18 protein-coding genes are annotated in these 21,023 nt (G+C 71.4%); 12 read left to right on the top strand and 6 right to left on the bottom strand.

Annotated features, from left to right (window positions below; all coding sequences use genetic code 11):
* Positions 1 to 2: 2 nt before the first annotated feature.
* Positions 3 to 617, bottom strand: coding sequence for a cob(I)yrinic acid a,c-diamide adenosyltransferase (gene cobO / locus AB0F15_RS25510; RefSeq protein WP_360274997.1), 615 nt, complete (start codon positions 615 to 617; stop codon positions 3 to 5).
* Entirely contained in the window at positions 617 to 2,587 is a 1,971-nt protein-coding gene (locus AB0F15_RS25515; protein WP_360275000.1) for a putative cobaltochelatase, read from the bottom strand. The genes cobO and AB0F15_RS25515 overlap by 1 nt, the downstream gene beginning before the upstream one ends.
* Positions 2,588 to 2,655: 68 nt before the next feature.
* Here AB0F15_RS25515 and cbiE point away from each other — a divergent pair, with 68 nt between their 5' ends.
* Genes cbiE through AB0F15_RS25550 form a run of 7 tightly spaced genes read left to right on the top strand, consistent with a single transcriptional unit; the run spans position 2,656 to position 11,939 of the window.
* The gene (gene cbiE / locus AB0F15_RS25520) at positions 2,656 to 3,807 is read left to right on the top strand and encodes a precorrin-6y C5,15-methyltransferase (decarboxylating) subunit CbiE (RefSeq protein WP_360275003.1); all 1,152 of its coding nucleotides are present in this window, start codon (positions 2,656 to 2,658) and stop codon (positions 3,805 to 3,807) included.
* A complete protein-coding gene (gene cobM / locus AB0F15_RS25525; RefSeq protein ID WP_360275006.1) occupies positions 3,804 to 4,565 on the top strand; it encodes a precorrin-4 C(11)-methyltransferase in 762 nt (253 codons plus the stop codon). Before cbiE ends, cobM begins: the two co-directional genes overlap by 4 nt.
* Positions 4,562 to 5,578, top strand: a complete 1,017-nt coding sequence (locus tag AB0F15_RS25530; protein WP_360275009.1) for a Gfo/Idh/MocA family oxidoreductase — start codon at positions 4,562 to 4,564, stop codon at positions 5,576 to 5,578. Before cobM ends, AB0F15_RS25530 begins: the two co-directional genes overlap by 4 nt.
* Entirely contained in the window at positions 5,575 to 6,294 is a 720-nt protein-coding gene (locus AB0F15_RS25535) for a cobalt-precorrin-6A reductase (protein WP_360275012.1), read from the top strand. Before AB0F15_RS25530 ends, AB0F15_RS25535 begins: the two co-directional genes overlap by 4 nt.
* Entirely contained in the window at positions 6,291 to 6,950 is a 660-nt protein-coding gene (gene bluB / locus AB0F15_RS25540) for a 5,6-dimethylbenzimidazole synthase (RefSeq protein ID WP_360275015.1), read from the top strand. Before AB0F15_RS25535 ends, bluB begins: the two co-directional genes overlap by 4 nt.
* Before the next feature lie 18 nt (positions 6,951 to 6,968).
* Complete coding sequence (locus AB0F15_RS25545; protein ID WP_360275018.1) at positions 6,969 to 10,064, top strand: arabinosyltransferase domain-containing protein; 3,096 nt, start codon at positions 6,969 to 6,971, stop codon at positions 10,062 to 10,064.
* A 27-nt stretch (positions 10,065 to 10,091) separates the two neighbouring features.
* Entirely contained in the window at positions 10,092 to 11,939 is a 1,848-nt protein-coding gene (locus AB0F15_RS25550; RefSeq protein WP_360275021.1) for an AAA family ATPase, read from the top strand.
* 4 nt (positions 11,940 to 11,943) lie between these two features.
* Here the strand turns inward: AB0F15_RS25550 and AB0F15_RS25555 are convergent, their stop codons facing one another.
* The 4 genes from AB0F15_RS25555 to AB0F15_RS25570 are packed head-to-tail and all read right to left on the bottom strand — an operon-like array spanning position 11,944 to position 15,443.
* Entirely contained in the window at positions 11,944 to 13,434 is a 1,491-nt protein-coding gene (locus tag AB0F15_RS25555; protein ID WP_360275024.1) for a precorrin-2 C(20)-methyltransferase, read from the bottom strand.
* Positions 13,431 to 14,054 carry a precorrin-8X methylmutase gene (locus AB0F15_RS25560; RefSeq protein ID WP_360275027.1) on the bottom strand — a complete coding sequence of 208 codons (624 nt, stop codon included), beginning with the start codon at positions 14,052 to 14,054 and terminating at the stop codon, positions 13,431 to 13,433. Before AB0F15_RS25560 ends, AB0F15_RS25555 begins: the two co-directional genes overlap by 4 nt.
* Positions 14,051 to 15,124 carry a precorrin-3B synthase gene (locus AB0F15_RS25565; protein ID WP_360275030.1) on the bottom strand — a complete coding sequence of 358 codons (1,074 nt, stop codon included), beginning with the start codon at positions 15,122 to 15,124 and terminating at the stop codon, positions 14,051 to 14,053. The genes AB0F15_RS25560 and AB0F15_RS25565 overlap by 4 nt, the downstream gene beginning before the upstream one ends.
* 4 nt (positions 15,125 to 15,128) lie before the next feature.
* Positions 15,129 to 15,443 (bottom strand): DUF6191 domain-containing protein, encoded by a 315-nt coding sequence (locus AB0F15_RS25570; RefSeq protein WP_360275033.1) that lies wholly within the window; start codon positions 15,441 to 15,443, stop codon positions 15,129 to 15,131.
* Between the two features lie 109 nt (positions 15,444 to 15,552).
* Between AB0F15_RS25570 and AB0F15_RS25575 the strand changes: the two genes are divergently transcribed.
* From AB0F15_RS25575 to AB0F15_RS25595, 5 genes are all read left to right on the top strand, one after another.
* The gene (locus AB0F15_RS25575) at positions 15,553 to 16,479 is read left to right on the top strand and encodes an ABC transporter ATP-binding protein (RefSeq protein WP_360275036.1); all 927 of its coding nucleotides are present in this window, start codon (positions 15,553 to 15,555) and stop codon (positions 16,477 to 16,479) included.
* Complete coding sequence (locus tag AB0F15_RS25580; protein WP_360275039.1) at positions 16,476 to 17,327, top strand: ABC transporter permease; 852 nt, start codon at positions 16,476 to 16,478, stop codon at positions 17,325 to 17,327. The genes AB0F15_RS25575 and AB0F15_RS25580 overlap by 4 nt, the downstream gene beginning before the upstream one ends.
* 2 nt (positions 17,328 to 17,329) lie before the next feature.
* Positions 17,330 to 17,563, top strand: a complete 234-nt coding sequence (locus tag AB0F15_RS25585; RefSeq protein WP_043784651.1) for a helix-turn-helix transcriptional regulator — start codon at positions 17,330 to 17,332, stop codon at positions 17,561 to 17,563.
* A gap of 213 nt (positions 17,564 to 17,776) precedes the next feature.
* Positions 17,777 to 19,531 carry a M3 family metallopeptidase gene (locus tag AB0F15_RS25590; protein WP_360275042.1) on the top strand — a complete coding sequence of 585 codons (1,755 nt, stop codon included), beginning with the start codon at positions 17,777 to 17,779 and terminating at the stop codon, positions 19,529 to 19,531.
* A 40-nt stretch (positions 19,532 to 19,571) separates the two neighbouring features.
* Positions 19,572 to 20,714: a ThiF family adenylyltransferase gene (locus AB0F15_RS25595; protein ID WP_360275045.1), complete on the top strand. Its 1,143-nt coding sequence runs from the start codon at positions 19,572 to 19,574 to the stop codon at positions 20,712 to 20,714.
* The last annotated feature ends 309 nt before the right edge of the window (positions 20,715 to 21,023 follow it).

Consider the following 21,023-nt stretch of genomic DNA (forward strand, 5'->3'; position numbering starts at 1 on the left):
CGCTACCACTCGATCCCCCGCTGGCCCTTCTGGCCGCTGTCCATCGGGTGCTTGACCTTGGTCATCTCGGCCACCAGGTCGGCGGCCTCGACCAGCTCCGGCGGAGCGTACCGGCCGGTGATGACGACGTGCTGGTGCCCGGGCCGCGCGACCAAGGTGGACACGACGTCGCCGACGTCGAGCCAGACCCACTTCAGCAGGTAGGAAAACTCGTCGAGGACGTAGAAATCGTGCGTCTCGGCGGCGAGGCGGCGTTTGATCTCCGCCCAGCCTTCACGCGCGTTCTCCGCGTGGTCGTCTTCGCTGCCGGACTTGCGAGCCCAGCTCCACCCTTCGCCCATCTTGTGCCATTCGACCGGGCCGCCCTGGCCGGTGTCGTCGTGCAGTTTCCCCAGCGCGCGGAACGCGGCTTCCTCGCCGACGCGCCACTTCGCCGACTTGACGAACTGGAACACGCCGATCGACCAGCCCTGGTTCCAGGCGCGCAGCGCCATCCCGAACGCGGCGGTCGACTTGCCCTTCATCTCGCCGGTGTGCACGGCGAGCAGCGGCCGGTTGCGGCGCTGGCGGGTGGTCAGGCCGTCTTCCGGCACCGTCGACGGTTTTCCCTGGGGCATCAGGCAGCCCTCCCGGTCCGGGCGCGGACGGCGCCGGCCAGCGATTCGGCGGCGACCTCGCCCAGTGGCACGTGCTCGGCGCCGAGACGGGTGGCCAGGTCGGCGGCCAGCCCGAGCCGCATCTTGCCGCTCTCGCAATCCATCACGACGGAGGTCACCCCGCCCAGGAGCCCGGCCGCGGCCTGGGCGCGGGCGACGGCGTCCGGGCCACTGGTGGCGCGCCCGTCGGTGACGACGACGAGCAGCGGGCGGCGGCGGGGGTCGCGGATCTCCTCGACGCGCAGCACCCGGGCGGCCTCCAGGAGCCCTTCGGCCAGGGGTGTCCGGCCGCCGGTGGGCAGGCCGTCGAGGCGCGACGCGGCCGCGTCGACGCTGATCGTGGGCGGCAGCGCCAGTTCGGCCGCGTTGCCGCGGAAAGTCACGAGCCCGACCTTGTCGCGGCGCTGGTAAGCATCGAGCAGCAGCGACAGGACCGCGGACTTGACCTCGCGCATCCGCGCCTTCGCCCCCATCGAGCCGGACGCGTCGACGCAGAAGAGCACGAGGTTGCCTTCGCGCCCTTCGCGCAACGCGAACCGCAGGTCTTCCGGCCGCAGCTCGAGCCCGGCGCCGGCCCGGCCGCGGGCTTTCTGGTGCGGGGCCGCGGCTTTCACGGTCGCGACCAGGTGCGGCCGCCCTTCGCGAACACTCACGGGCTGGACGCCGATGGTCCGGCCGCTGTCGGTGATCGCGCGCGAACGGCGTCCGCGCTCGCCTTCACCCATGCCCTTGACGCGGAAGACACGCGCCTTGAACGTGTCGCCGGCGCCGACGGTCTGCTGCCGGCCGCCTGCGTTCTGCTGCGGCTCGCCCTGCGGCGCGCCGGCACCGCCCTGCGGCGTGTCGCCACTCCCTTGGGGCAGGGCAGTCTCCTCCGGCGGCGTCGAACCCGGGCCGGGGCCGTCATCCTCGGGTCCCGGGTCCGGTTCGGCGTCCTGAAGAGCCTGCTCGAGCTGCTCTTCCGAAATGCCGGGGGCGTCGAACGGGTTGCGGCGGCGCCGGTGCGGCAGCGCGAGCCGCGCGGCGACGCGGACGTCGTCGGTGGTCACCTCGTCGCGGCCGGCCCAGGCCGCGTGCGCGACCGCGGTGCGGGCGGTGACGATGTCCGCGCGCATGCCGTCGACCTCGAACGACGCGCAGACCTCGGCGATCCGGCGCAGGGCTTCGTCAGGGAGCTTGACGGCGGGCAACAGCCGCTGTGCCGCTTCGATGTCCGCGGCCAGCCGGGCGTCTTCATCGGCGTAGCGCGCGGCGAAGGCGTCGGGATCGGCTTCGTAGGCCAGGCGCCGCCGGACGACCTCGACGCGCTGGTCCGGATCGCGGCTGGAGGCGACCTCGACGGTGAGCCCGAACCGGTCCAGCAACTGCGGCCGCAGCTCACCCTCTTCGGGGTTCATCGTGCCGATCAGCACGAACCGCGCCGCGTGCGACACCGAAACGCCTTCGCGTTCCACGGTCGCGCGGCCCATGGCGGCGGCGTCCAGCAGGGTGTCGACGAGGTGGTCGTGCAGCAGGTTGACCTCGTCGACGTAGAGCAGCCCGCGGTGCGCCGCGGCCAGCAGACCCGGCTGGAAGTCCGTGACGCCTTCGGCCAGCGCCCGTTCCAGGTGCAGGGAGCCGATGACGCGGTCTTCGGCCGCGCCGACGGGCAGCTCGACCAGGCGGGCCGGCCGCCGGTGACCGGGGGCGCCCTCGTGCGGGCCCTCCGGGCAGAGGGGGTCGGGCGCCGCGGGATCGCAGGAGAACCGGCAGCCGTCGACGACGTCGACCCGCGGCAGCAGACCCGCGAGCGCGCGGACCATCGTCGACTTCGCGGTGCCCTTTTCGCCGCGCACCAGCACGCCGCCGACAGCGGGCGAGATCGACGAGAGGACCAGCGCCAGGCGCAGGTCGGGCAGCCCGACGACGGCGGTGAACGGGTACGGCTTCAACAGCGCTCCTCCAGCTCGGCGACCGGCCGATCATCGCACAGGGCCTGCCTCGCTTAGGGTGGGAAATCGTGCGCGAAACATCACCTCTGACGGTCGTCGGGATCGGCGCCGACGGCTGGTCCGGCCTGTCGGAGCAGGCGAAGGCCGCCGTGCTCGCCTCCGACGTCGTGCTCGGTGCGCCCCGGCAGCTCGAGTACCTCCCCGAGGGAGTCCGCGGCGAACCGTGGCCGACGCCCCTGCTGCCCGCGCTGGACGCGGTCATCGCCGAACACGAAGGCGCGCGGATCTGCGTCCTGGCCAGCGGCGACCCGTTTTTGTCGGGGGTCGGCACCACACTGGTGGCCCACGGGTACGAGGTCGAGGCGCTGCCCGCGGTTTCGTCGGTGACCCTGGCCAGGGCCCGGCTGGGCTGGTCCGCCGAGGAGACGGAGGTGGTCACCATCGTCGGCCGGTCGTCGGCCCGCGTCGCCCGGGTACTGGCGCCGCGCCGCCGGGTGCTCGTCCTGGGTGCCGACGCGCCCGCGCTGCGCTCCCTGCTCACCGTGCGGGGGTACGGCGAGAGCGAGCTGATCGCGCTGGAGAACCTGGGCGGGCCCGACGAGCGCGTCACCGACGGCTGGGACGGCGATCCCGGGCCGCTGACGGTGTTCGCGATGGAATGCGCGGGTCCGCCGTTGCCGCTGATCGGCATCCCGGACGACGTGTACGCCCACGACGGCCAGCTGACCAAGCGTGACGTGCGGGTGTCGGCGCTCGCCCGGCTCGCGCCGAGTCCCGGCGAGCTGTTGTGGGACGTCGGCGCGGGCGCGGGCAGCGTCGGCATCGAATGGTCGCGGCTCCACGGGCTGAACCGCGCGATCGCGATCGAGCGCTCCGCCGAACGGGCCGAACGGATCGGGCGGAACGCGTTGGACCTGGGCGTCCCGGAGCTGCAGGTGGTGACGGGCGAGGCACCGGAAGCGCTGAGCGCGCTGCCCACGCCGGACGCGGTCTTCATCGGCGGCGGCCTGACGGTGCCGGGCGTCCTGGACGCGTGCGTGGCCACCGGCGCGCGAGTGGTGGCGCACGGGGTGACGATGCAGGCCGAGCAGGTCCTGGCGCGCGCGTACGAGGAACACGGCGGGGACCTGCTGCGGATCGGCGTGGAGCGGGCGGAACCGCTGGGCGGGTTCACCGGCTGGACGCCGGCGCGGGTCGTGACGCAGTGGTGCAGCCGGTGACCGTGCACTTCATCGGCGCCGGGCCCGGTGCCGCCGACCTCATCACGGTGCGGGGCCGGGACCTGCTGGCCCGCTGCGGTGTCTGCCTCTACCCCGGCAGCATGACCCCGCCCGACCTCCTCGCGTACTGCCCGCCCGGCGCCGAGCTGGTCGACACGGCGAACCTCAGCCTCGAGCAGATCGTCGCGAAGCTGGTCGAGGCCCACCACGCCGGCCACGACGTCGCGCGGCTGTGCTCCGGGGATCCGTCGCTCTACAGCGCCGTCGCCGAGCAGATGCGGCGGCTCGACGCGGCCGGGGTGCCTTACCGGATCGTTCCCGGCGTGCCCGCCTTCGCCGCTTCGGCCGCGGTCCTGCAGCGGGAACTCACCGTGCCCGAGATCGGGCAGAGCCTGGTGATCACCCGGGTCCAGGCGCGCTCCACCAAAATGCCCCCCACCGAGACCCTCGCCGCCTTCGCCGCGACCCGGGCCACCCTCGCGCTGCACCTCGCGATCAACCACGTCGAACGGGTGGCCGAGGAGCTGAAACCACACTACGGCGCCGATTGCCCCGTCGCCGTCGTCGCGCTGGCGAGCCAGCCCGGGGAAACCGTCGTGCGTGGCGTGCTCGGCGACCTGCCGGTGCTGGTCCGCGAAGCCGGGCTGACGCGCGCCGCCACCATCTTCGTCGGCCGGGTGCTCGCCGCCGAGGGCTTCCCGGACAGCTTCCTCTACTCGAGTGCCCGTGACCGGGCGAACCAACCGGAGTCGTTGTGACGGAACTGCGCTGGGGCCTGCTGGCCGCCGGGACGATCGCCGCCCACTTCGCCGCGGGCGTCGACGACAGCAAGCACGGCGTACTGGCCGCCGTCGCGGCACGGGACGCCGGCCGGGCGCGGGAGTTCGCCACGCGCTTCGACATCCCGAAGGCCTACGGCAGCTACGAAGAGCTCCTCGCCGACCCGGACATCGACGCCGTGTACGTCTCGACACCGCACGCGCTGCACAAGCAGTGGGCCATCGCCGCCGCCGAAGCGGGCAAGCACGTGCTCTGCGAAAAGCCGTTGACGATCTCCGCGGCCGACGCCGAGGAGGTGATCGCCGCGGCGCGCGAGCACGACGTCTTCCTGATGGAGGCGTTCATGTACCGGCTGCACCCGCAGACGCGGCGGCTGGCCGAGCTGATCTCGTCCGGCGCCATCGGCGAGGTCCGCGCGGTGGACACGACGTTCTCGTTCGACAGCAACCCGGAGGAGACCGCCCGGCTGAGCGACCCGGCGCTCGGCGGCGGCGGGATCCTCGACGTCGGCTGCTACTGCACGTCGCTGGCCCGGCTGGTCGCGCAGGCGGCGACCGGGCAGGACGTCGTCGAGCCGTCCGAGGTCAGCGGGATGGCGCACCTGTCCGCCACCGGCGTCGACGAGTGGGCGACCGGCCTGCTGCGGCTGCCCGGCGACATCCTCGCGACCATTTCGTGCGGGATCCGGCTGGCCCGCGAAGACGGCATCCGCGTCTTCGGCTCGCGCGGGCAGATCCACATCCCGCAGCCCGCGTGGATCCACCCGCTGCGCAAGCCCGGCGTCTCGCAGATCATCCTGACCCCGGCCGGCGGCGAGCCGGAGGTCATCGAGGTCGAAGCCACCCAGGGCGTCTTCGCGCGCGAAGCGGACCACGTCGCCGCGCACGTCGAAGCGCGCCAGGCGCCCGAGCTGACCTGGGCGGAGACCCTCGCCAACCTGCGCACGCTGGACCGCTGGCGCGAAGCCGTCGGCTACGGGCGTCCCTCGTGATCCTCATCCTCGGCGGGACCGGCGAAGCCCGGCAGCTCGCCGAAGCGCTCAACTCCCGCGAAGTCCGCGTCGTCTCTTCGCTGGCGGGACGCGTCGCCCGGCCGAGACTCCCCGTCGGCGAAGTACGCGTAGGCGGCTTCGGCGGTCCGGAAGGTCTCGCGCGGTACTTGCGCGAAAACCGCATCGAAGCCGTCGTGGACGCCACACACCCCTTCGCCGAGCGCATCGGCGCGAACGCGGCGAAGGCGGCCGAGCTGACGGAAACGCCTCTCCTCCGGCTCGCGCGGCCCGGCTGGCAGCCAGGCCCCGGCGACGTCTGGCACTGGGCCGACGACCTCGCCGACGCCGCCCGGAAGCTCCCCGGCCTCGGCCGACGGGTCTTCCTCACCAGCGGCCGCCAGGGCCTGCCCGCCTTCGCGCACCTCGACGACCTGTGGTTCCTGATCCGCTGCGTCGACCCGCCCGAGCCCCCGCTGCCGCGCCACCACGAGCTCATCCTCGCCCGCGGGCCGTACGAAGTGGCCGCCGAGCGCGAGCTGCTCCGCCGGGCCGACGTCCTGGTCACCAAGGACTCCGGTGGCCCCCAGACCAGCGCGAAGCTCACCGCCGCCCGCGAACTGGGGCGGCCCGTCCTGCTGATCAAGCGGCCGGCACGCCCCGGGACCGCGACCGCCGAAACCGTCCCCGAAGCCGTCGAATGGGTCCTGCGCCGATGATCGAAGAGTTCTACGAAGTCCTGCACAAGCGGCGGGACGTCCGCGGCGAGTTCACCGGCGAGCCCATCCCGCCGGCCACGCTGACGCGGATCCTCGAGGCCGCGCACGCCGCACCGAGCGTCGGGCTGACCCAGCCGTGGGACTTCGTCCTGGTCGACGACCACGCGACGCGGGAGAAGTTCGCGAAGCACGTCCACGACGAGCGTGCGGTCTTCGCCGGGCAGCTCGGCGAAGACCGCGCGAGCACCTTCGCGAACATCAAGATCGAAGGCATCCTGGAGGCGAGCCTCGGCATCGTCGTCACCTACGATCCGGCGCGCGGCGCGCCCGACGTGCTCGGCAGGCACGCCATCGCCGACGCCGGGCTGTACTCGGTGTGCCTCGCGATCCAGAACCTCTGGCTGGCCGCGACCGCCGAAAGCCTCGGCATCGGGTGGGTCAGCTTCTACCGCGAGCCGTTCCTCGGCGAGCTGCTCGGCATCCCGGACGGCATCCGGCCGGTCGCGTGGCTGTGCGCCGGGCCGGTGAGCAAGCTCGAAACCGTGCCCGACCTGGAGCGCCACGGTTGGCGCAGCCGTCGTCCCCTGACCGCGGCGCTCCACCACGGACGGTTCACCCCGCGTGACCCGGGGGCTGCGTCAACCCCGGACGTCTGACCCGTTAGCGTTGCGCCGATGCGTCTGATTGCCGTAGCGCTGGGGTTGCTCTCGGCCTTGTGCGCGCTGGCTTTCCCCTTCCTGCCGGTGGTGCAGGACACGGCGGAGGTCGTCTGGCCGACCGGCAGCGACACCCGCTCCGTCAACGCGCCCTTGACCGGGTACTGGGCGCAGGACCTGCGCGCCGAACTGCCGTGCGCGGCCATCCGCTCGGTCGACGCCCGCACGAGCGGTCCCGGCCTGCTGTTCGCCACCGTGCCGGACGGCCGCACCGACCCGAAGTCCGGCAACGGCGTCGGCCTGCAGCTGCGCATCGACAACGGCGTCCTCCTCGCCTCCAGCCAGGGCCAGCAGATCGCCCAGCAGCCGCTGCCCGCCGAGAAGTGCGACATCGAACTGGACGTCGACGCGACCCAGATGACGCTCGCCGTCGCCGGCACGCCGGTGTTCCACGCCGACGGCGACGTCCGGCCCCGCGTCGTCGGCATCTACTCCTCGATCAACTCGAGCAAGGACCCGATCGCCGGCCTGCACGTCTCGGTCGTGCCGGACACGCGGTACCAGACGTCGCCGACCGCGCTGAAGATCATCGTGGGCGTGCTCGCCGTGCTGTCGCTGATCGGCTCGATGGTCGCGGTCTGGCGCCGCGACTCCGGGTTCGCCCGCCGCGCCCCGCGCTGGGCGCCGGTCGGCTGGTGGCGGCTGACGCTGCGGGACGCCACGGTGATCGCCGCGCTCGGCGCGTGGGTCTTCATCGGGCCGGTGACGTCGGACGACGGCTACATCCTGACGATGGCCCGGGTCACCGAGCAGACCGGGTTCCTCACCAACTACCACCGCTGGTTCGGCGTCGCCGAGGCGCCGTTCGGCTGGTTCTACCACGTCTTCGAGCTGATGACGCACGTCAGCACAGTGCCGCCGTGGATCCGGCTGCCGTCGTTCCTGCTCGGCGTGCTCAGCTGGCTGCTGATCAGCCGCGAGGTGATGCCGCGGCTGGGCACCCAGATCCGCACCAGCCGCCCGGCCAGCTGGGCGGCCGCGACGGTGTTCCTGATCTGGTGGATGCCCTACAACAACGGCGTCCGCCCGGAACCGGTGGCGGCGCTCGGCTCGCTGCTGGCGATCTGCGCCGTCGAACGCACCCTGGTGACGCGGCGGCTGCTGCCGCTGTGCCTCGGCCTGACCGCGGCCGGGTTCACCCTGGCCGCGACCCCGACCGGGCTGATCGCGGTGGCCCCGTACCTGGTCGCCGCGCGCCCGCTGTTCAAGCTGATCCGCCAGCGCGCGAACGAGAACGGCTGGCTGCCGGTGCTCGCGCCGGTCGCCGCGGCCGGGCTGCTGGTGCTGGTCGTGGTGTTCGCCGACCAGACGTTCGCGACGGTCCAGGAGGCCACCCGGATCCGCACCCAGGTCGGGCCGAACCTGTCGTGGTTCCAGGAGCTCGCGCGCTACCAGCTGCTGTTCGAGAACCTGCCGGACGGCTCGGCGCCGCGCCGCTTCCCGGTGCTGCTGGTGCTGCTGTGCACCGGCGCCTGCCTCGTCCTGCTGCTGCGCCGCGGCCGCATCCCCGGCGCGGCACTCGGCCCGGCACGACGGCTGATCGGCACGACGGCGCTGTTCTTCCTGCTCCTGGCCCTGACGCCGACGAAGTGGACGCACCACTTCGGCGCGTTCGCCGCGGTCGGCGCGTCGATGGCGGCGCTGACCGCCCTCGCGACCAGCTCGACGGTCCTGCGGTCCAAACGCAACCGCGCCGTGTTCCTCGCCGGGCTGCTGGTCGTCGGCGCGCTGGCGGCGACCGGGCCGAACACCTACTGGTTCGTCTCACGTCTCGGCGTCCAGTGGACGAACGTGGCGCCGTCGATCGGCGGCATCGGCCTGTCCACGATCCTGCTGGTGGCGGCGGCGGTCGCCGGGATATACGCGTTCGTCGAGAACGTCCGCGCGCACCGGCCGGGTGTGCCGGACCCGCCGCAGGAAGGCCGGCTGCGCGCGCTGCGGCTCGGGTCGCTGTCACTGGTGGTGGTCTGCGGCCTGGTGGCGGCGGGCGAGTTCATCACGATGGCATGGGCCATCCACAACCAGGCCGGCAGCTACAGCCTCGGCGCGGCGAACATCGGGCACCTGTTCGGCAAGAGCTGCAACCTCTCCGACCACGTGATGGTCGAGCGCGACGCGGCGACGAGCATCCTGCACGAGCAGTCCGAGCAGCGGACGGTCGCGGACAAGCCCAAGGAGCCGGAGAACTCGCCGCTGCCCAACCCCGACCGGGACAACGGCCGCGTCCAGACCGGCTTCCACACCCGCCCGGTCGACGACAAGGACCCGCTGGCCGAGCCGCCGCACGGGTTCACCCCGGACAAGGTGCCGATGTGGTCGAGCTTCCTCGACCCGGAGACGCGCGCCGGCCGGCTGCGCAGTGACTGGTACGCGCTGACGGAGAAGCCCGCGGACGGCCAGATCGTGGTCGCGACGGCGGGCGCGGCCCGGCGGCCGACGTCGGTCAGCCTCGACTACGGCGTCAACACCCCCGAGGGCGTGAAGATCCTGCGCAGCCAGTTCATGCTGCCGCCGGGCTCGGGCACCAACGGCTGGAACGACACCCGCATCAACCTGCGCGACCTCCCGCCGGAGACGAACGCGGTCCGCATCGACATCGTCGACAACGACCTGACGGAGGACGGCTGGATCGCGGCATCGGCCCCGCGCGTGCCGACGTTCACGACGCTGACCGACCGGATCGGCTCGAAGCCGGTGTACGTGGACTGGCCGGCGTCGTTCGTGTACCCGTGCGTCCAGCCGGTGACGTCGCACGACGGGATCTCGCAGGTCCCGGACTACCGCATCACGGCGGGCGGCCTGGCAGACGAGGCCCAGTGGGCGTCCTCGACGAACGGCGGGCCGATCGGCTGGCTCGAGGAGCTGGCCGAGGAGCCGGAGGTGCCGAGCTACCTGATCGGCCAGCCGAGCCAGTCGTGGGGCCAGCTGCTGCAGATCGAGCCGTTCACCGAAGGCATCGCGCCGACGGTGGTGCACGGGGAGAAGACGGTGCCGGGCTGGTGGTCACCGGGCCCGGGGCCGCGGCAGCCCAATGGCAAGGACCCGACGCGCTGAGTAAAGGCCGGGCGTAGACTTTCCGAAGTGAGTAGCCAGGAATCCGAGTCAACTGACTCGAAAACCTCGGGTGTGAGCATCGAGTCGGTCACACTCCACAACGGCCAGCAAATCCCATTGGTGAAGCACGGGGTCACCGCGGTGGTCGGCGGCAACAACGCCGGAAAGTCGACCCTGCTGCGGCAAATCAACAACGCCGTGACTCAAGGCCACCCCACGCCCGGGACACCGGGTCAATTCCGCATGGTCTCGAGCCTGACGGCGACCAAAACCGGCACCGTCGAGGACTTCTCGGCCTGGTTCCGGGACAACGCGGTCTACCAGCGGCCACATCCCGCGAACCCGGGGCTCGCCGAGGGCTATGTACGAGTGGGAGCCGGCCCCGTCTACCCCCAGCACCTGCCGACAATGTGGGCACAGCTCGACTCCGGCAACTTCGGGCAGCTGGCGCCGTTCCTCGTGAACTACGCTGCGGCCGGGTCACGCGCCGGGATCGTGTTCAACACCGGCCGCCGGGTGCGTCCGGGCGACGCGCCCACGGATCCGCTGCACTACATCGAAGACGACCCGGTCTTGCGCCGTACCGTGTTCGCCTTGTTCAACGATGTCTTCGACCAGGACCTGACGCTGGACAAGCTCGGGAACCAGGTCTCGCTCCGGGTCGGGGTGCCGTCCGGGGACATCGCGCCTCCCGGCTACGAGGACAGCGAAATTCCTTACCGTCTCGAACTCGACAAGCTGCCGCTGCTCGGCGATCAAGGCGACGGGATGCGGTCGTTGCTGGGGCTGGTGCTCCCCGTCGTGACGGCCGCGCATTCGATTGTCCTCATCGACGAGCCGGAAGCCTTCCTGCATCCGCCCCAGGCCGTGAAACTGGGCAAAATACTGGGAGAATTGGCGGCCGGTTCGGGTACGCAGGTGGTGCTCGCCACGCACGACCGGAACATCCTGGTCGGCTTGCTCGAGAGCAGCAGCCCTCTGTCGGTGGTCCGCCTCAGCCGGGTCGGCGACGAGACCAGGGCCGCCCAGTTGCAGCCGGAGAAAATCAAGGAGATCTGGTCGGATCCCGTACTCCGGTACACGCATGTCCTCGACGGTCTGTTTCACCGGGCCGTCGTGCTCACGGAGAACGAACGAGACTGTACCTTCTACGCGGCCGCTTCGGATGCCGCGAGCAAGAAGGACCTGCTCCCCTTCCCCGCCGGCGAACTGCTGTTCATCCCCACGAGCGGGAAGGACGGCATGCCCGTCGTCGCGGCGGCGTTGAACGCGCTGAACGTGCCCGTGGTCGCCACGCCGGATATCGACATGCTCGACGATCGCACCAAGATGAAGAAGATCGTCGAATCGCTGGGAGCGGAGTGGATCGAGTTCGACGCGGAATACGGGTTCGTGACAACGCCCTTCCGGACACCGAAACCGACGGTTACCGTCGCTCAAGTCGCCAGCCATATCGACACATATCTGAGTGACGTACTCAAGAAGAATCCGAAACGGGTTTGGGACAATGAACTCCGAGACGAGCTGCGCGCACTCGCCCGCTCGGGCGAGAGCCCCTGGGAGCCGTTGAAGAAGCACGGCTTAGCCGGGTTCCCGCCGGCTCAATCGCATCGCGCAGTGAAATTGCTCGACTCCCTGGACGAGATCGGCTTGGTCTTGGTTCGCATAGGCGACTTGGAGGCTTTTTCGAAGACCTTCGATGTCGTGGCGCGGAAGGGACTCGGCTGGCTCGAAGCGGCACTCCATAATCACGTGCACGAAGGTCCCGCCGCCGAGGAGCACGTACTCCGGGTCTTCGCGGCGGCTCAGGCTATCAGCGGCAAATCCACCGGGAGCACGTCTCAGGTGGCGTCCGCGGCGGTGGACGCCACCTGAGACGTCAGTAACTCCGGGGCGTCCAGACGATGCCGTTCTCCGCGCGGGTCTTCGACGAGCCCACGATCAGCAGGCACCGCATGTCCACAGTGGATGGATCCAGCTCGCCCAGGGTCGTGATCCGGATGTCCTCCTCCGGCCCGCCGACGTCCCGGGCCACCACCACCGGCGTCTCCTCGGAACGGTGGCGCAGCAACACCTCACGCGCCGAAGCCAGCTGAGTCGTCCGGGTGCGGGACGCCGGGTTGTACAGCGCCAGCACCAGGTCCGCCGCGCCTGCCGCGTCGAGGCGCTTCTCGATGATCTCCCACGGCTTCAGCCGGTCGGACAGCGACAGCACGCAATAGTCGTGCCCCAGCGGCGCCCCCACCCGCGAAGCCGCGGCCTGGGCAGCGGTCACCCCGGGCACGATCCGGACCCGGACACCGGCGCCGTGGCCCGCGGACACCTGCTCCAGCACCGCCGACGCCATCGCGAACACCCCCGGGTCGCCCGAGGAAACGACCGCCACGCGGGAACCGGCCGAAGCCAGGGACAGCGCCTCGCGTGCCCGGTCGGCCTCGACCCGGTTGCCCGAAGCGTGCCGCTGCTGGCCCGCCTTCTGCGGCACCCGCGCCACGTATGGCCCGTACCCGACGATGTGCTCCGCCGCGTCAAGCTCCGAAGCAGCTTCGGGCGTCAGCCACTCCGGGCCCGCCGGACCGAGACCCACGACGACGACCTCACCACCGGGAACCGGGACAGCAGGAACCTCAGGAGCGGGCGAAACCCGAGCCGCATAAGCCGGCGAAGGCAGCAGCGCCAAGGAAAAGTACGGCACCGTCGACGGATCGACCGAAGCCAACGGCTCGATCCGCTGCTGCCCCCACGTGGCGCGCTCGACGTACACCGCGTCGTCCAGCTTCCCCGCCTCCGCGAACGCCTCCCGCACCGACGAGAACGTCCGGCCCAGCTTCAGCACCGCCGCCGCGTCCGTGTCGGCGAGCCGCCGGGCCAGCTCCGGCGCCGGCAGCGTGCCCGGGAGCACCGTCAGCACCTCGTCGCGCTGCACCAGCGGCCGGCCGAGCACCGACGACGCCGCGCTCACCGACGTCACCCCGGGGACGACGACCGCCTCGAACCGGCCGGAAAGCCGCTCGTGCATGTACATGTACGAGCCGTAGAAGAACGGGTCGCCCTCGCAGAGCAGGACGACGTCGCGGTCCGCGTCGAGGTGCTCGGCGAGCCGCTTCGCGCTCAGCTCGTAGAAGTCGGCGATCGCGCCCTCGTAGCCACCGGGGTGGTCGGTCGTCTCGGTGGTGACCGGGTAGACGAGCTTCTCCTCGATCTGCCCCTCGCGCAGGTACGGCTCGGCGACCGAGCGCGCGATGCTCCGGCCGTGCCGCGCGCAGTGGTAGGCGATCACCGAAGCTTCGGAGATCAGCCGGGCCGCCTTGACCGTCATCAGTTCCGGGTCGCCGGGGCCGAGCCCGACGCCGTACAGCGTGCCGGTCATTCTTCCGCGCTCGCGAGGGCGTTGATGGCCGCGACCGCCATGGCGCTGCCGCCGCGCCGGCCGTGGACCACCAGGTACGGTGCCGGAGCCCGCTTGGCGAGCTCCACTTTGGACTCCGCCGCGCCGACGAACCCGACCGGGACGCCGATGATCGCCGCGGGCGCGCCGACGCCTTCGTCGAGGATCTCCAGCAGGCGGAACAACGCCGTCGGCGCGTTGCCGATGGCCACGACCGAACCGGGCAGCTTGGCGCGCCACAGTTCCAGCGCGGCGGCCGAGCGCGTGGTGCCCATCCGCTCGGCCAGACCGGGCACCGAAGGGTCCGACAGCGTGCAGAGCACCTCGTTGCCCGCGGGCAGGCGGCGGCGGGTCACGCCGCTGGCGATCATCTGCGCGTCGCACAGGATCGGCGCGCCGGCTTCCAGCGCGGCGCGGCCGGACTCGACGACGTCGAGCGTGTACCGCAGGTCGTCGACCAGATCGACCATGCCGCAGGCGTGGATCATCCGGACCGCCAGCCCGGCCACGTCGCCGGGCAGGATCGCCAGGTCCGCCTCCTCGCGGATCGTGGCGAACGAGTGCCGGTAGATCTCGGCACCGTCCCGCAGGTAGTCGATCACAGCTTCCCTTCCATCTCGTCGAGCGGCACCCACCGGCCGTCGATGCGGTAGCCGCCCGCTTCGGCGACCACGTCCACATGGGACTGCGACGGCTTTCCGCACCGCCGTTCGCAGCCCGAGAAGTGCGCGCGCAGGCCGGGCCGGAACACCGCGTCGGCCCGGACGTCGGCGCGCGACTTCGCGCAGCCCGGACGGCCGATGCACGCGGTGGTCCCCCAGGCGACGCCACCGAAACCCATCCGCTCGAAGACGTCGGCGGGCACGTCCGGCAGCACCAGCGACTTCCACGGTGTGACCAGCGCCGGGCCGAACTCCGCCACCGCCCGGGCCTGCGTCGCGGACAGCTGCCCGAAGCGCGGGACGACACCTGCCGCGAAGCCGCCGTCCCGGTCGATCAGCCCGACCGGGACCTCGACCGGCGTCCGCGGCACCGGCGTCCCCCGCCAAGCCGGGTCGTCGAGTTCGGCAACGCGCCAAGCGGACCCGCGCACCCGGCCGAACTCCAGCGCGACCTCGGCCAGCGCCGCGACGGCGTCGGCGCGAACCACCCGCCGTCCCGTGTCGCCGCCCGCGAGCAGCAGCGTTCCCGAGGCAGGGCCGGTCGCCCGCCAGCAGACGTCGGGGCCTTCGCCGGCGATGTCCCCGCGACCGTCGTCGAAGGCGAAGAGGAACCGTCCGGGCAGCGCCGCCAGTTCCGGCGTCGAACACAGCACGAGGTCGAGCGAAGCCGCCAGGCCGCGGACGTCGGCGAGGCCACCGCGCAGCCCGCTCAGCGGCGAGGCGAGGACGTTCCGGACCCGCTCGTGCGACGGCGACGGCAGCAGACCGGCGTCGGTCAGCCGTTCCGCGAGGCCGGGCCGGGTGACGCCGCGCAGCTGGACGTTGCCGCGCGAGGTGAGGTGGAGGTCGCCGTCGCCGCACGCTTCGGCCGCGTCGGCGAGCGCGCGCAGCTGCACTGCGGAAATCGTGCCGCCGGGCAGCCGCACGCGGGCCAACGGCCCGTCCGCGGCCTCGTGGGGTGCGAAAACACCGGGGCACGCGTCGGCTCGCGCACGTGCTGGGGTCGGCATGGGGTCACTGTAGCTGGCGGTTCTCCGGCTCCGGCGGGTCCGAACGCGCCCGGATCCGGGCGATCCCGGCGTCGAGGTCCACGTCACGCAAGGGTGGCGCCCCTTCGGCATCCTGCTCGACGAGCATCGACATCGTTTCCCGGTGTTCCAGCTCACGCCGCTTGGTGCCGTACAGGAACGCGGTGGTCTCTTCGAGGTAGGTCGAGGACAGCCGCGCCTTGAACCGCGAGCCGTTCTTGCGCGGCCGCAGTTCGACCGCGGCCATGACCAGCAGGATCACGACCCCGCCCGGAAGGGCCAGGCCCAGCCAAGTTCCCATGCCCCGCGAACCGGATGACCGCCGGTCAAGTTCCCGGGACAGCAGAAGTCTCATCGAATGTAGTAGGTGTGCTACATTAGATCGCATCAGTCAGATGGGGGTGACCGGGATGAGAGACCCAGCGGAGCCTGTCGTCCGCGTGCGCGGGCTGCGGATGCGGTACGCCTCGATCGACGTGCTCCACGGCGTCGATTTCGAGGCCTACCGAGGCGAGGTCGTCTGCCTGCTCGGGCCGAACGGCGCGGGCAAGACGACGACGATCGAGATCCTCGAAGGCTTCCGCATGCGGTCGGCCGGCGAGGCCAGCGTGCTGGGCGTCGACCCGGCGCACGGCGGCGAGGACTGGCGGGCGCGGCTGGGGGTCGTGCTCCAATCCTGGCGCGACCACGGGAAGTGGCGCGTCCGCGAGCTGCTCGCGCACCTCGGCCGGTACTACGCGCCGTACTCGACGGCTGCGCGCCCGCGGCCGTGGGATGCCGACGAGCTGATCGCGACGGTCGGGCTGACCGAACACGCGCACAAGAAGCTCAAGCAGCTCTCCGGCGGCCAGCGGCGGCGGCTCGACGTCGCGATCGGCATCGTCGGCCGTCCCGAGCTGCTGTTCCTCGACGAGCCGACCGCGGGCTTCGACCCGGAGGCGCGGCGCGAGTTCCACGACCTGGTGCACCGGCTTGCCGATCAGCTCGACACGACCGTCCTGCTGACCACGCACGACCTCGACGAGGCCGAGAAGCTGGCCGACCGGATCCTCATCCTCAACGGCGGCCGCATCATCGCCGACGGCTCGGCCGACGCGCTGTCCCGCCAGATCGCCGGCGAGGCCGAGGTGCGCTGGACGCTCGGCGGCCGGCGCTTCGTCCACTCGACGACCGAAGCGACGAAGTACGTCTACGACCTGTTCAAGCAGCACGGCGAGGCCATCGCGGACCTCGAGGTCCGGCGGGCGTCGCTGGAGGACACGTACATGGCGCTGGTGCACCGCGCCGAGACCGGCGGCGAGACGGAGCTCGGGCTCCAGGAAGCGGGTGCGCGATGAACGCCAGGACCGCCGCCCTGCGGGCCGGGCTGGCCCGTGGCTGGATCGAGTTCAAGCAGACGTGGACCAACCGCGACGACGTGTTCGGCCAGCTCGTCTTCGTGGCGCTCTTCCTCGGCACGCTGTTCTTCATGCGGAACGCGACGCTGCCCGGCACGTCGTTCTCGCTCGGCGCGGCGACCGTGCCCGGCGTGCTCGGCGCCGGCATCGTGTTCAACGGCTTGACCGGCGCGGCGGGCTACCTGGCCATCGACCGCGAGGACGGCACGCTGCTGCGCGCGAAGGCGACTCCGAACGGGATGCTCGGGTACCTGGTCGGGAAGACGACGGCGCTGTCGCTCGCCCAGCTCACCGGGCTGGCGGCGGTCCTGGTCCCGTGCCTGTTCGCGTTCTCCGCACTGGCACCCGACGGCGTCTGGTCGTACCTGCACCTGCTCGGGGTGCTGCTGATCGGCATGGCCGCGACGATGCCGATCGGCGCGGCGCTGGGTTCGCTGACCAGCAGCCCGCGCTCGATCGGGCTGATCACCCTGCCGGTCATGGCCCTGGGCGCGATCTCGGGGATCTTCTACCCGATCACCGCGCTGCCGGGCTGGCTGCAGGACGTCGCGCAGGTGTTCCCGATGTACTGGCTGGGTCTCGGGATGCGCTCGGCGCTGCTGCCGGACAGCGCGGTCGTCGTCGAAATCGGGCAGTCGTGGCGGCCGCTGCCGACCCTGGCGGTGCTCGTCGCGTGGTCCGTGATCGGATTGGCGCTGGCCCCGGTCCTGCTCCGCCGCATGGCGCGGCGCGAGGCGGGATCGTCGGTGGCCGAACGTCGGGAGAAGGCCATGCAGCGTGTGGGGTAGTCATGAGTGAGGTCGTCTACAACCGGATCGCGATGCTGCGCGCGGAGCGGTCGATCTCGCGGCGGCAGCTGGCGGAGGCCCTCGGGGTGCACTACCAGACGATCGGCTACCTGGAGCGCGGCGAATACAGCCCTTCGCTGTACCTCGCTCTGCGGATTGCGGAGTTCTTCGAGGTCTCCGTGGAGGTTCTGTTCTCGACCAAGCCGTTTCCCCGGCTCGGGGAACGCTCCGCCTGAAACCACCCGGCAAAAGAACGGCCACCGGTGTAACGACGGCTTTCGCATTGCACGGAACCACGGTTCACCGCCGGCCAGATGCGACGAACGCAGCAACGGCAGACCTCCGAACGGGTTGACCTCAAAAGATCTCTTGACTTGCACCGCCAAGAGGTAACAAGGTGGGTGGTCGGGTTCTCCGGGGGTGGACACGCATTGACGGGAAATCAAGCTGTGGCCGGGAAAAGCGATCTTGTCGTGGCGCCGCCGCGCTGGTCGTCCGCATTCTTCGGGATAGCCGAGCAGGAGCTGGAACAGCACCTCGAGCCCCTTCCGGAGCGGCTCAGCGCGTTCGCCGAATCCTTTCAGGGCCAGGTGTCCGCACTGAGCGGAACCGGTCTGGCGCAGGCGTTGCGAGACTACGAAGAATTCTTCACGCCCTTGCAACAGGGCACGGTCTACGCGGAGGCGAGGCTCGCGGCCGACTCCGCCGACGAAGGAGCACGGAAGCTCCTCGATCGATGCGAAGAGCTTTGGGAAATGGCGGCCACGAAGGCGGAGTTCTTCGAACGCGAATTCGGGGAACTTCCCGAAAAAGCAGCCGGAGAACTGCTCGCATGTCCGGTTCTCGCCCAATACCGCAACCATCTGCGGCAGGTCCGCGCGGCCGCCGCGAACAGCCCGTCCGCCGAAGTCGCGACCGTACTCGCGCAACTGGACCCGGTCGCGGGCTGGGAACGCCACGCCCGGCGGCTGCTGGACCGCGTCACGGTCGTCGACGACGGGGCACGGCTGGCGCTCGGTGCTGCGCTGCCCGTGCTCTACCAGGCCGATCGCGGCCGGCGGAACCAGCGCTGTGCGGCCATCTCCGCCGCCTTGGCGCCGGAAGCGGACCTGCGAGCCTCGGCGCTGACCGAGCTGACGCGGGCGCGGCTCGCCAGGCAGCGGTTGTGCGGGCAAGCCGGCTGGCTGAGCGAAGAGAACGCCAACAACCAGCTCACCGGCGACGAGGTGAGCGCGTTGCTCGACGCGGTGGGCGCCCGGCGCGAACTCGTGCACCGGTACTACACGGCCAAGGCCGCGCTGCTCGGGCACCCGCTGACCGATGCCGACCGGTACGCCCCGGTCAGCGCTTCCGCCGACGAACTGACCTGGCCGGAAGCGGTGGAGGTGGTGCTCGGCGCGTTCGCCGCGCTCGGCCCGGCCGTGTCCGCCGCCGCGACGGACCTGATCGAGCGCGGCGCGGTGGACGCGGCCCCCGGCAAGGGGAAACGCCGTGGCGCGCTGACCTTCAGCGCACCCGGCGGGCACTCCTGCGTTCTCCTCACCTTCACCGGCACGCAGCGGGACGTGCTCACGCTGGCGCACGAGCTCGGCCACGCCGTGCACGCCGCCTTGTCGGGGCGCCTCGGTGTGCTGAGCTTTTCCCCGCCCACGGTGCTCGCCGAGACCGTCGCCCTGTTCGCCGAGGCGATCACCATGCGCCACTGGCTGCACCAGGCCGGCGCGGCCGCGCGACCGGGGCTGCTCGCGCGGTGGCTGGAGGACCAGCTGGTCACGGCGTTCCGCCAGCTTTCGGTGCACGAGTTCGAGTCCACCGTCCACCGGGCCGTGGCGGCGAGCGAGCCACCGGACGCCGACGCACTCGGCGACCTCTGGCTTTCCGCACAGGGTGCGCTGTACGGGCCGGCCGTGTCGCTCACGCCCGGGTACCGCCTCTGGTGGAGCTATCTCGACAACCTCTACTTCGCACCGGGCACCCGTTACGCCTACGCGTTCGGGCAGCTCGCGGCGACGTCGCTGCTGGCGCGGTCGGAGGAACGCGATTTCGGTGCGCGCTTCGAAGCACTGCTGCGGGCCGGGGGCGGCGGCTCGCCCGCCGACCTGCTCGGACCGCTCGGCTTCCGGCCGGCCGAGCCGGACAGCTGGCAGAGCGGGCTGGCCGCGCTCGAGGCCCAGGTGGGCGAGTTCGCCGTCACCGTTTCGTGAACGCCCGGACAGCCACAGGAACCAGGGACAGGGGTTGCGGATGGACGCGCAGATGCTGCCGAAGCTCAAGCACATGACACCGGTCTTCCCGGTCGACGGCACGTTGTACGTAGGCGGGTACGGGCAGGTGGCCGAGATCCCGGACCCGGACGGTGCCATCGGCCGGCTGTTCGAGCTGCTCGACGGCACCCGCACGATCGAGCAGGTCCACCGCGAGCTGGCGGCCGGCTTCCCGCACGTCACCGCCGAAGAGGTCGCCGCCGCGATCGAGCAGTTCGACGAGGCGGGCTTCCTGCTCGACGAAGGTGCCTCGGCCGAAGGCCTCCTCGACGAGTACGAGCTGGGCCGGTGGGCCCGCAACATCAACTTCTTCGGTTCCTACAGCAGGCTCGCCGACAACAAGTTCCGCAAGCAACGCCGGCTGCTGGACGCGCGCGTCACGCTGCTCGGGCTGGGCGGACTGGGCTGCCACCTGCTGCAGGACCTCGCCGCTCTCGGCATCGGGCACCTGCGGGTGGTCGAGTTCGACCGGGTCGAGCTGTCGAACCTCAACCGCCAGGTGCTCTACCGGGACGGCGACATCGGGCAGCCGAAGATCGACCTCGCGGTCGAGCGGATCCAGGCGTTCAACCCACGGATGGAGATCGAGAAGATCCCGCGCCGGCTCGGCTCGACCGAGGACGTGCTGGCCGCCGTCGACGGCAGCGACCTGGTGATCTCGGTCGCGGACCGGCCGAAGATGGAGATCAACCACTGGGTCAACGAGGCGTGCGTGCGCGCGAACGTGCCGCTGGTGACCGGCGGCCTGGACACCCAGCGGCTGGTCTACTTCACCATGATCCCCGGCGTGACCGGCTGCATCGAGTGCTGGCGGCTGGGGGTGTTCCGCACCGACGACGTGTCCGCGGCGTTGCTCGCGGAGAAGCGGGAACGGCAGATCGGCGGGGACAACGCCGCGTTCGTCCCGCTGGTGACCATGACGACCGGGCTGCTGCTGGGCGAAGCCGTGCGCCTGCTGACCGGGATCGCGCCGCCGGTGGCCGCGGGCAAGCTGGTGCAGGTCCGCTTCGACGACTACGAAACCAGCGTGCACGAAACGTGGGACCGGCTGCCCGACTGCCCGGTCTGCGGCCCATCCGCCGTGCCTGCCCAGGACCACTCCGCCGCCGCTTCGGGCGGCTGAGTTTTCCCTTGTCGCCGACCGCAGGGAGGAGGTGAACAGCCATGACCGTGACCGTCCGCATCCGCAAGACCAGCATCGCCTCGGGCGCCGTCGAAGGCTGAGTCCGCCGATGGAGCCGCTGATGGACGGCCGGACGGCCGCCCACCAGCGGACCGGGCCGTTTTCCGTCGCGTCCTACCACAGATCCGGCGGAGTACGGCTGCGGAACCAAAGGTAGCAAGTACGCCGGGCGGCGGCGCCCGGGGCGCCGCCCCGGGCGGGGGGGGCCGAAAAATAGGGGGCCCAACCAGAGCCACCCCCCCCACAACC

The sequence above is a fragment of the Amycolatopsis sp. NPDC026612 genome (assembly GCF_040638285.1).
In the GTDB taxonomy this organism is placed as follows: Bacteria; Actinomycetota; Actinomycetes; order Mycobacteriales; family Pseudonocardiaceae; genus Amycolatopsis.

Coding starts and splice junctions, on each gene's coding strand:
- cobO (WP_360274997.1), bottom strand. CDS start 617: ATGCCCCAGGGAAAACCGTCGACGGTGCCGGAAGACGGCCTGACCACC.
- bluB (WP_360275015.1), top strand. CDS start 6,291: ATGATCGAAGAGTTCTACGAAGTCCTGCACAAGCGGCGGGACGTCCGC.
- AB0F15_RS25545 (WP_360275018.1), top strand. CDS start 6,969: ATGCGTCTGATTGCCGTAGCGCTGGGGTTGCTCTCGGCCTTGTGCGCG.
- AB0F15_RS25555 (WP_360275024.1), bottom strand. CDS start 13,434: ATGACCGGCACGCTGTACGGCGTCGGGCTCGGCCCCGGCGACCCGGAA.
- AB0F15_RS25565 (WP_360275030.1), bottom strand. CDS start 15,124: ATGCCGACCCCAGCACGTGCGCGAGCCGACGCGTGCCCCGGTGTTTTC.
- AB0F15_RS25570 (WP_360275033.1), bottom strand. CDS start 15,443: ATGGGAACTTGGCTGGGCCTGGCCCTTCCGGGCGGGGTCGTGATCCTG.
- AB0F15_RS25575 (WP_360275036.1), top strand. CDS start 15,553: ATGAGAGACCCAGCGGAGCCTGTCGTCCGCGTGCGCGGGCTGCGGATG.
- AB0F15_RS25580 (WP_360275039.1), top strand. CDS start 16,476: ATGAACGCCAGGACCGCCGCCCTGCGGGCCGGGCTGGCCCGTGGCTGG.
- AB0F15_RS25585 (WP_043784651.1), top strand. CDS start 17,330: ATGAGTGAGGTCGTCTACAACCGGATCGCGATGCTGCGCGCGGAGCGG.
- AB0F15_RS25595 (WP_360275045.1), top strand. CDS start 19,572: ATGGACGCGCAGATGCTGCCGAAGCTCAAGCACATGACACCGGTCTTC.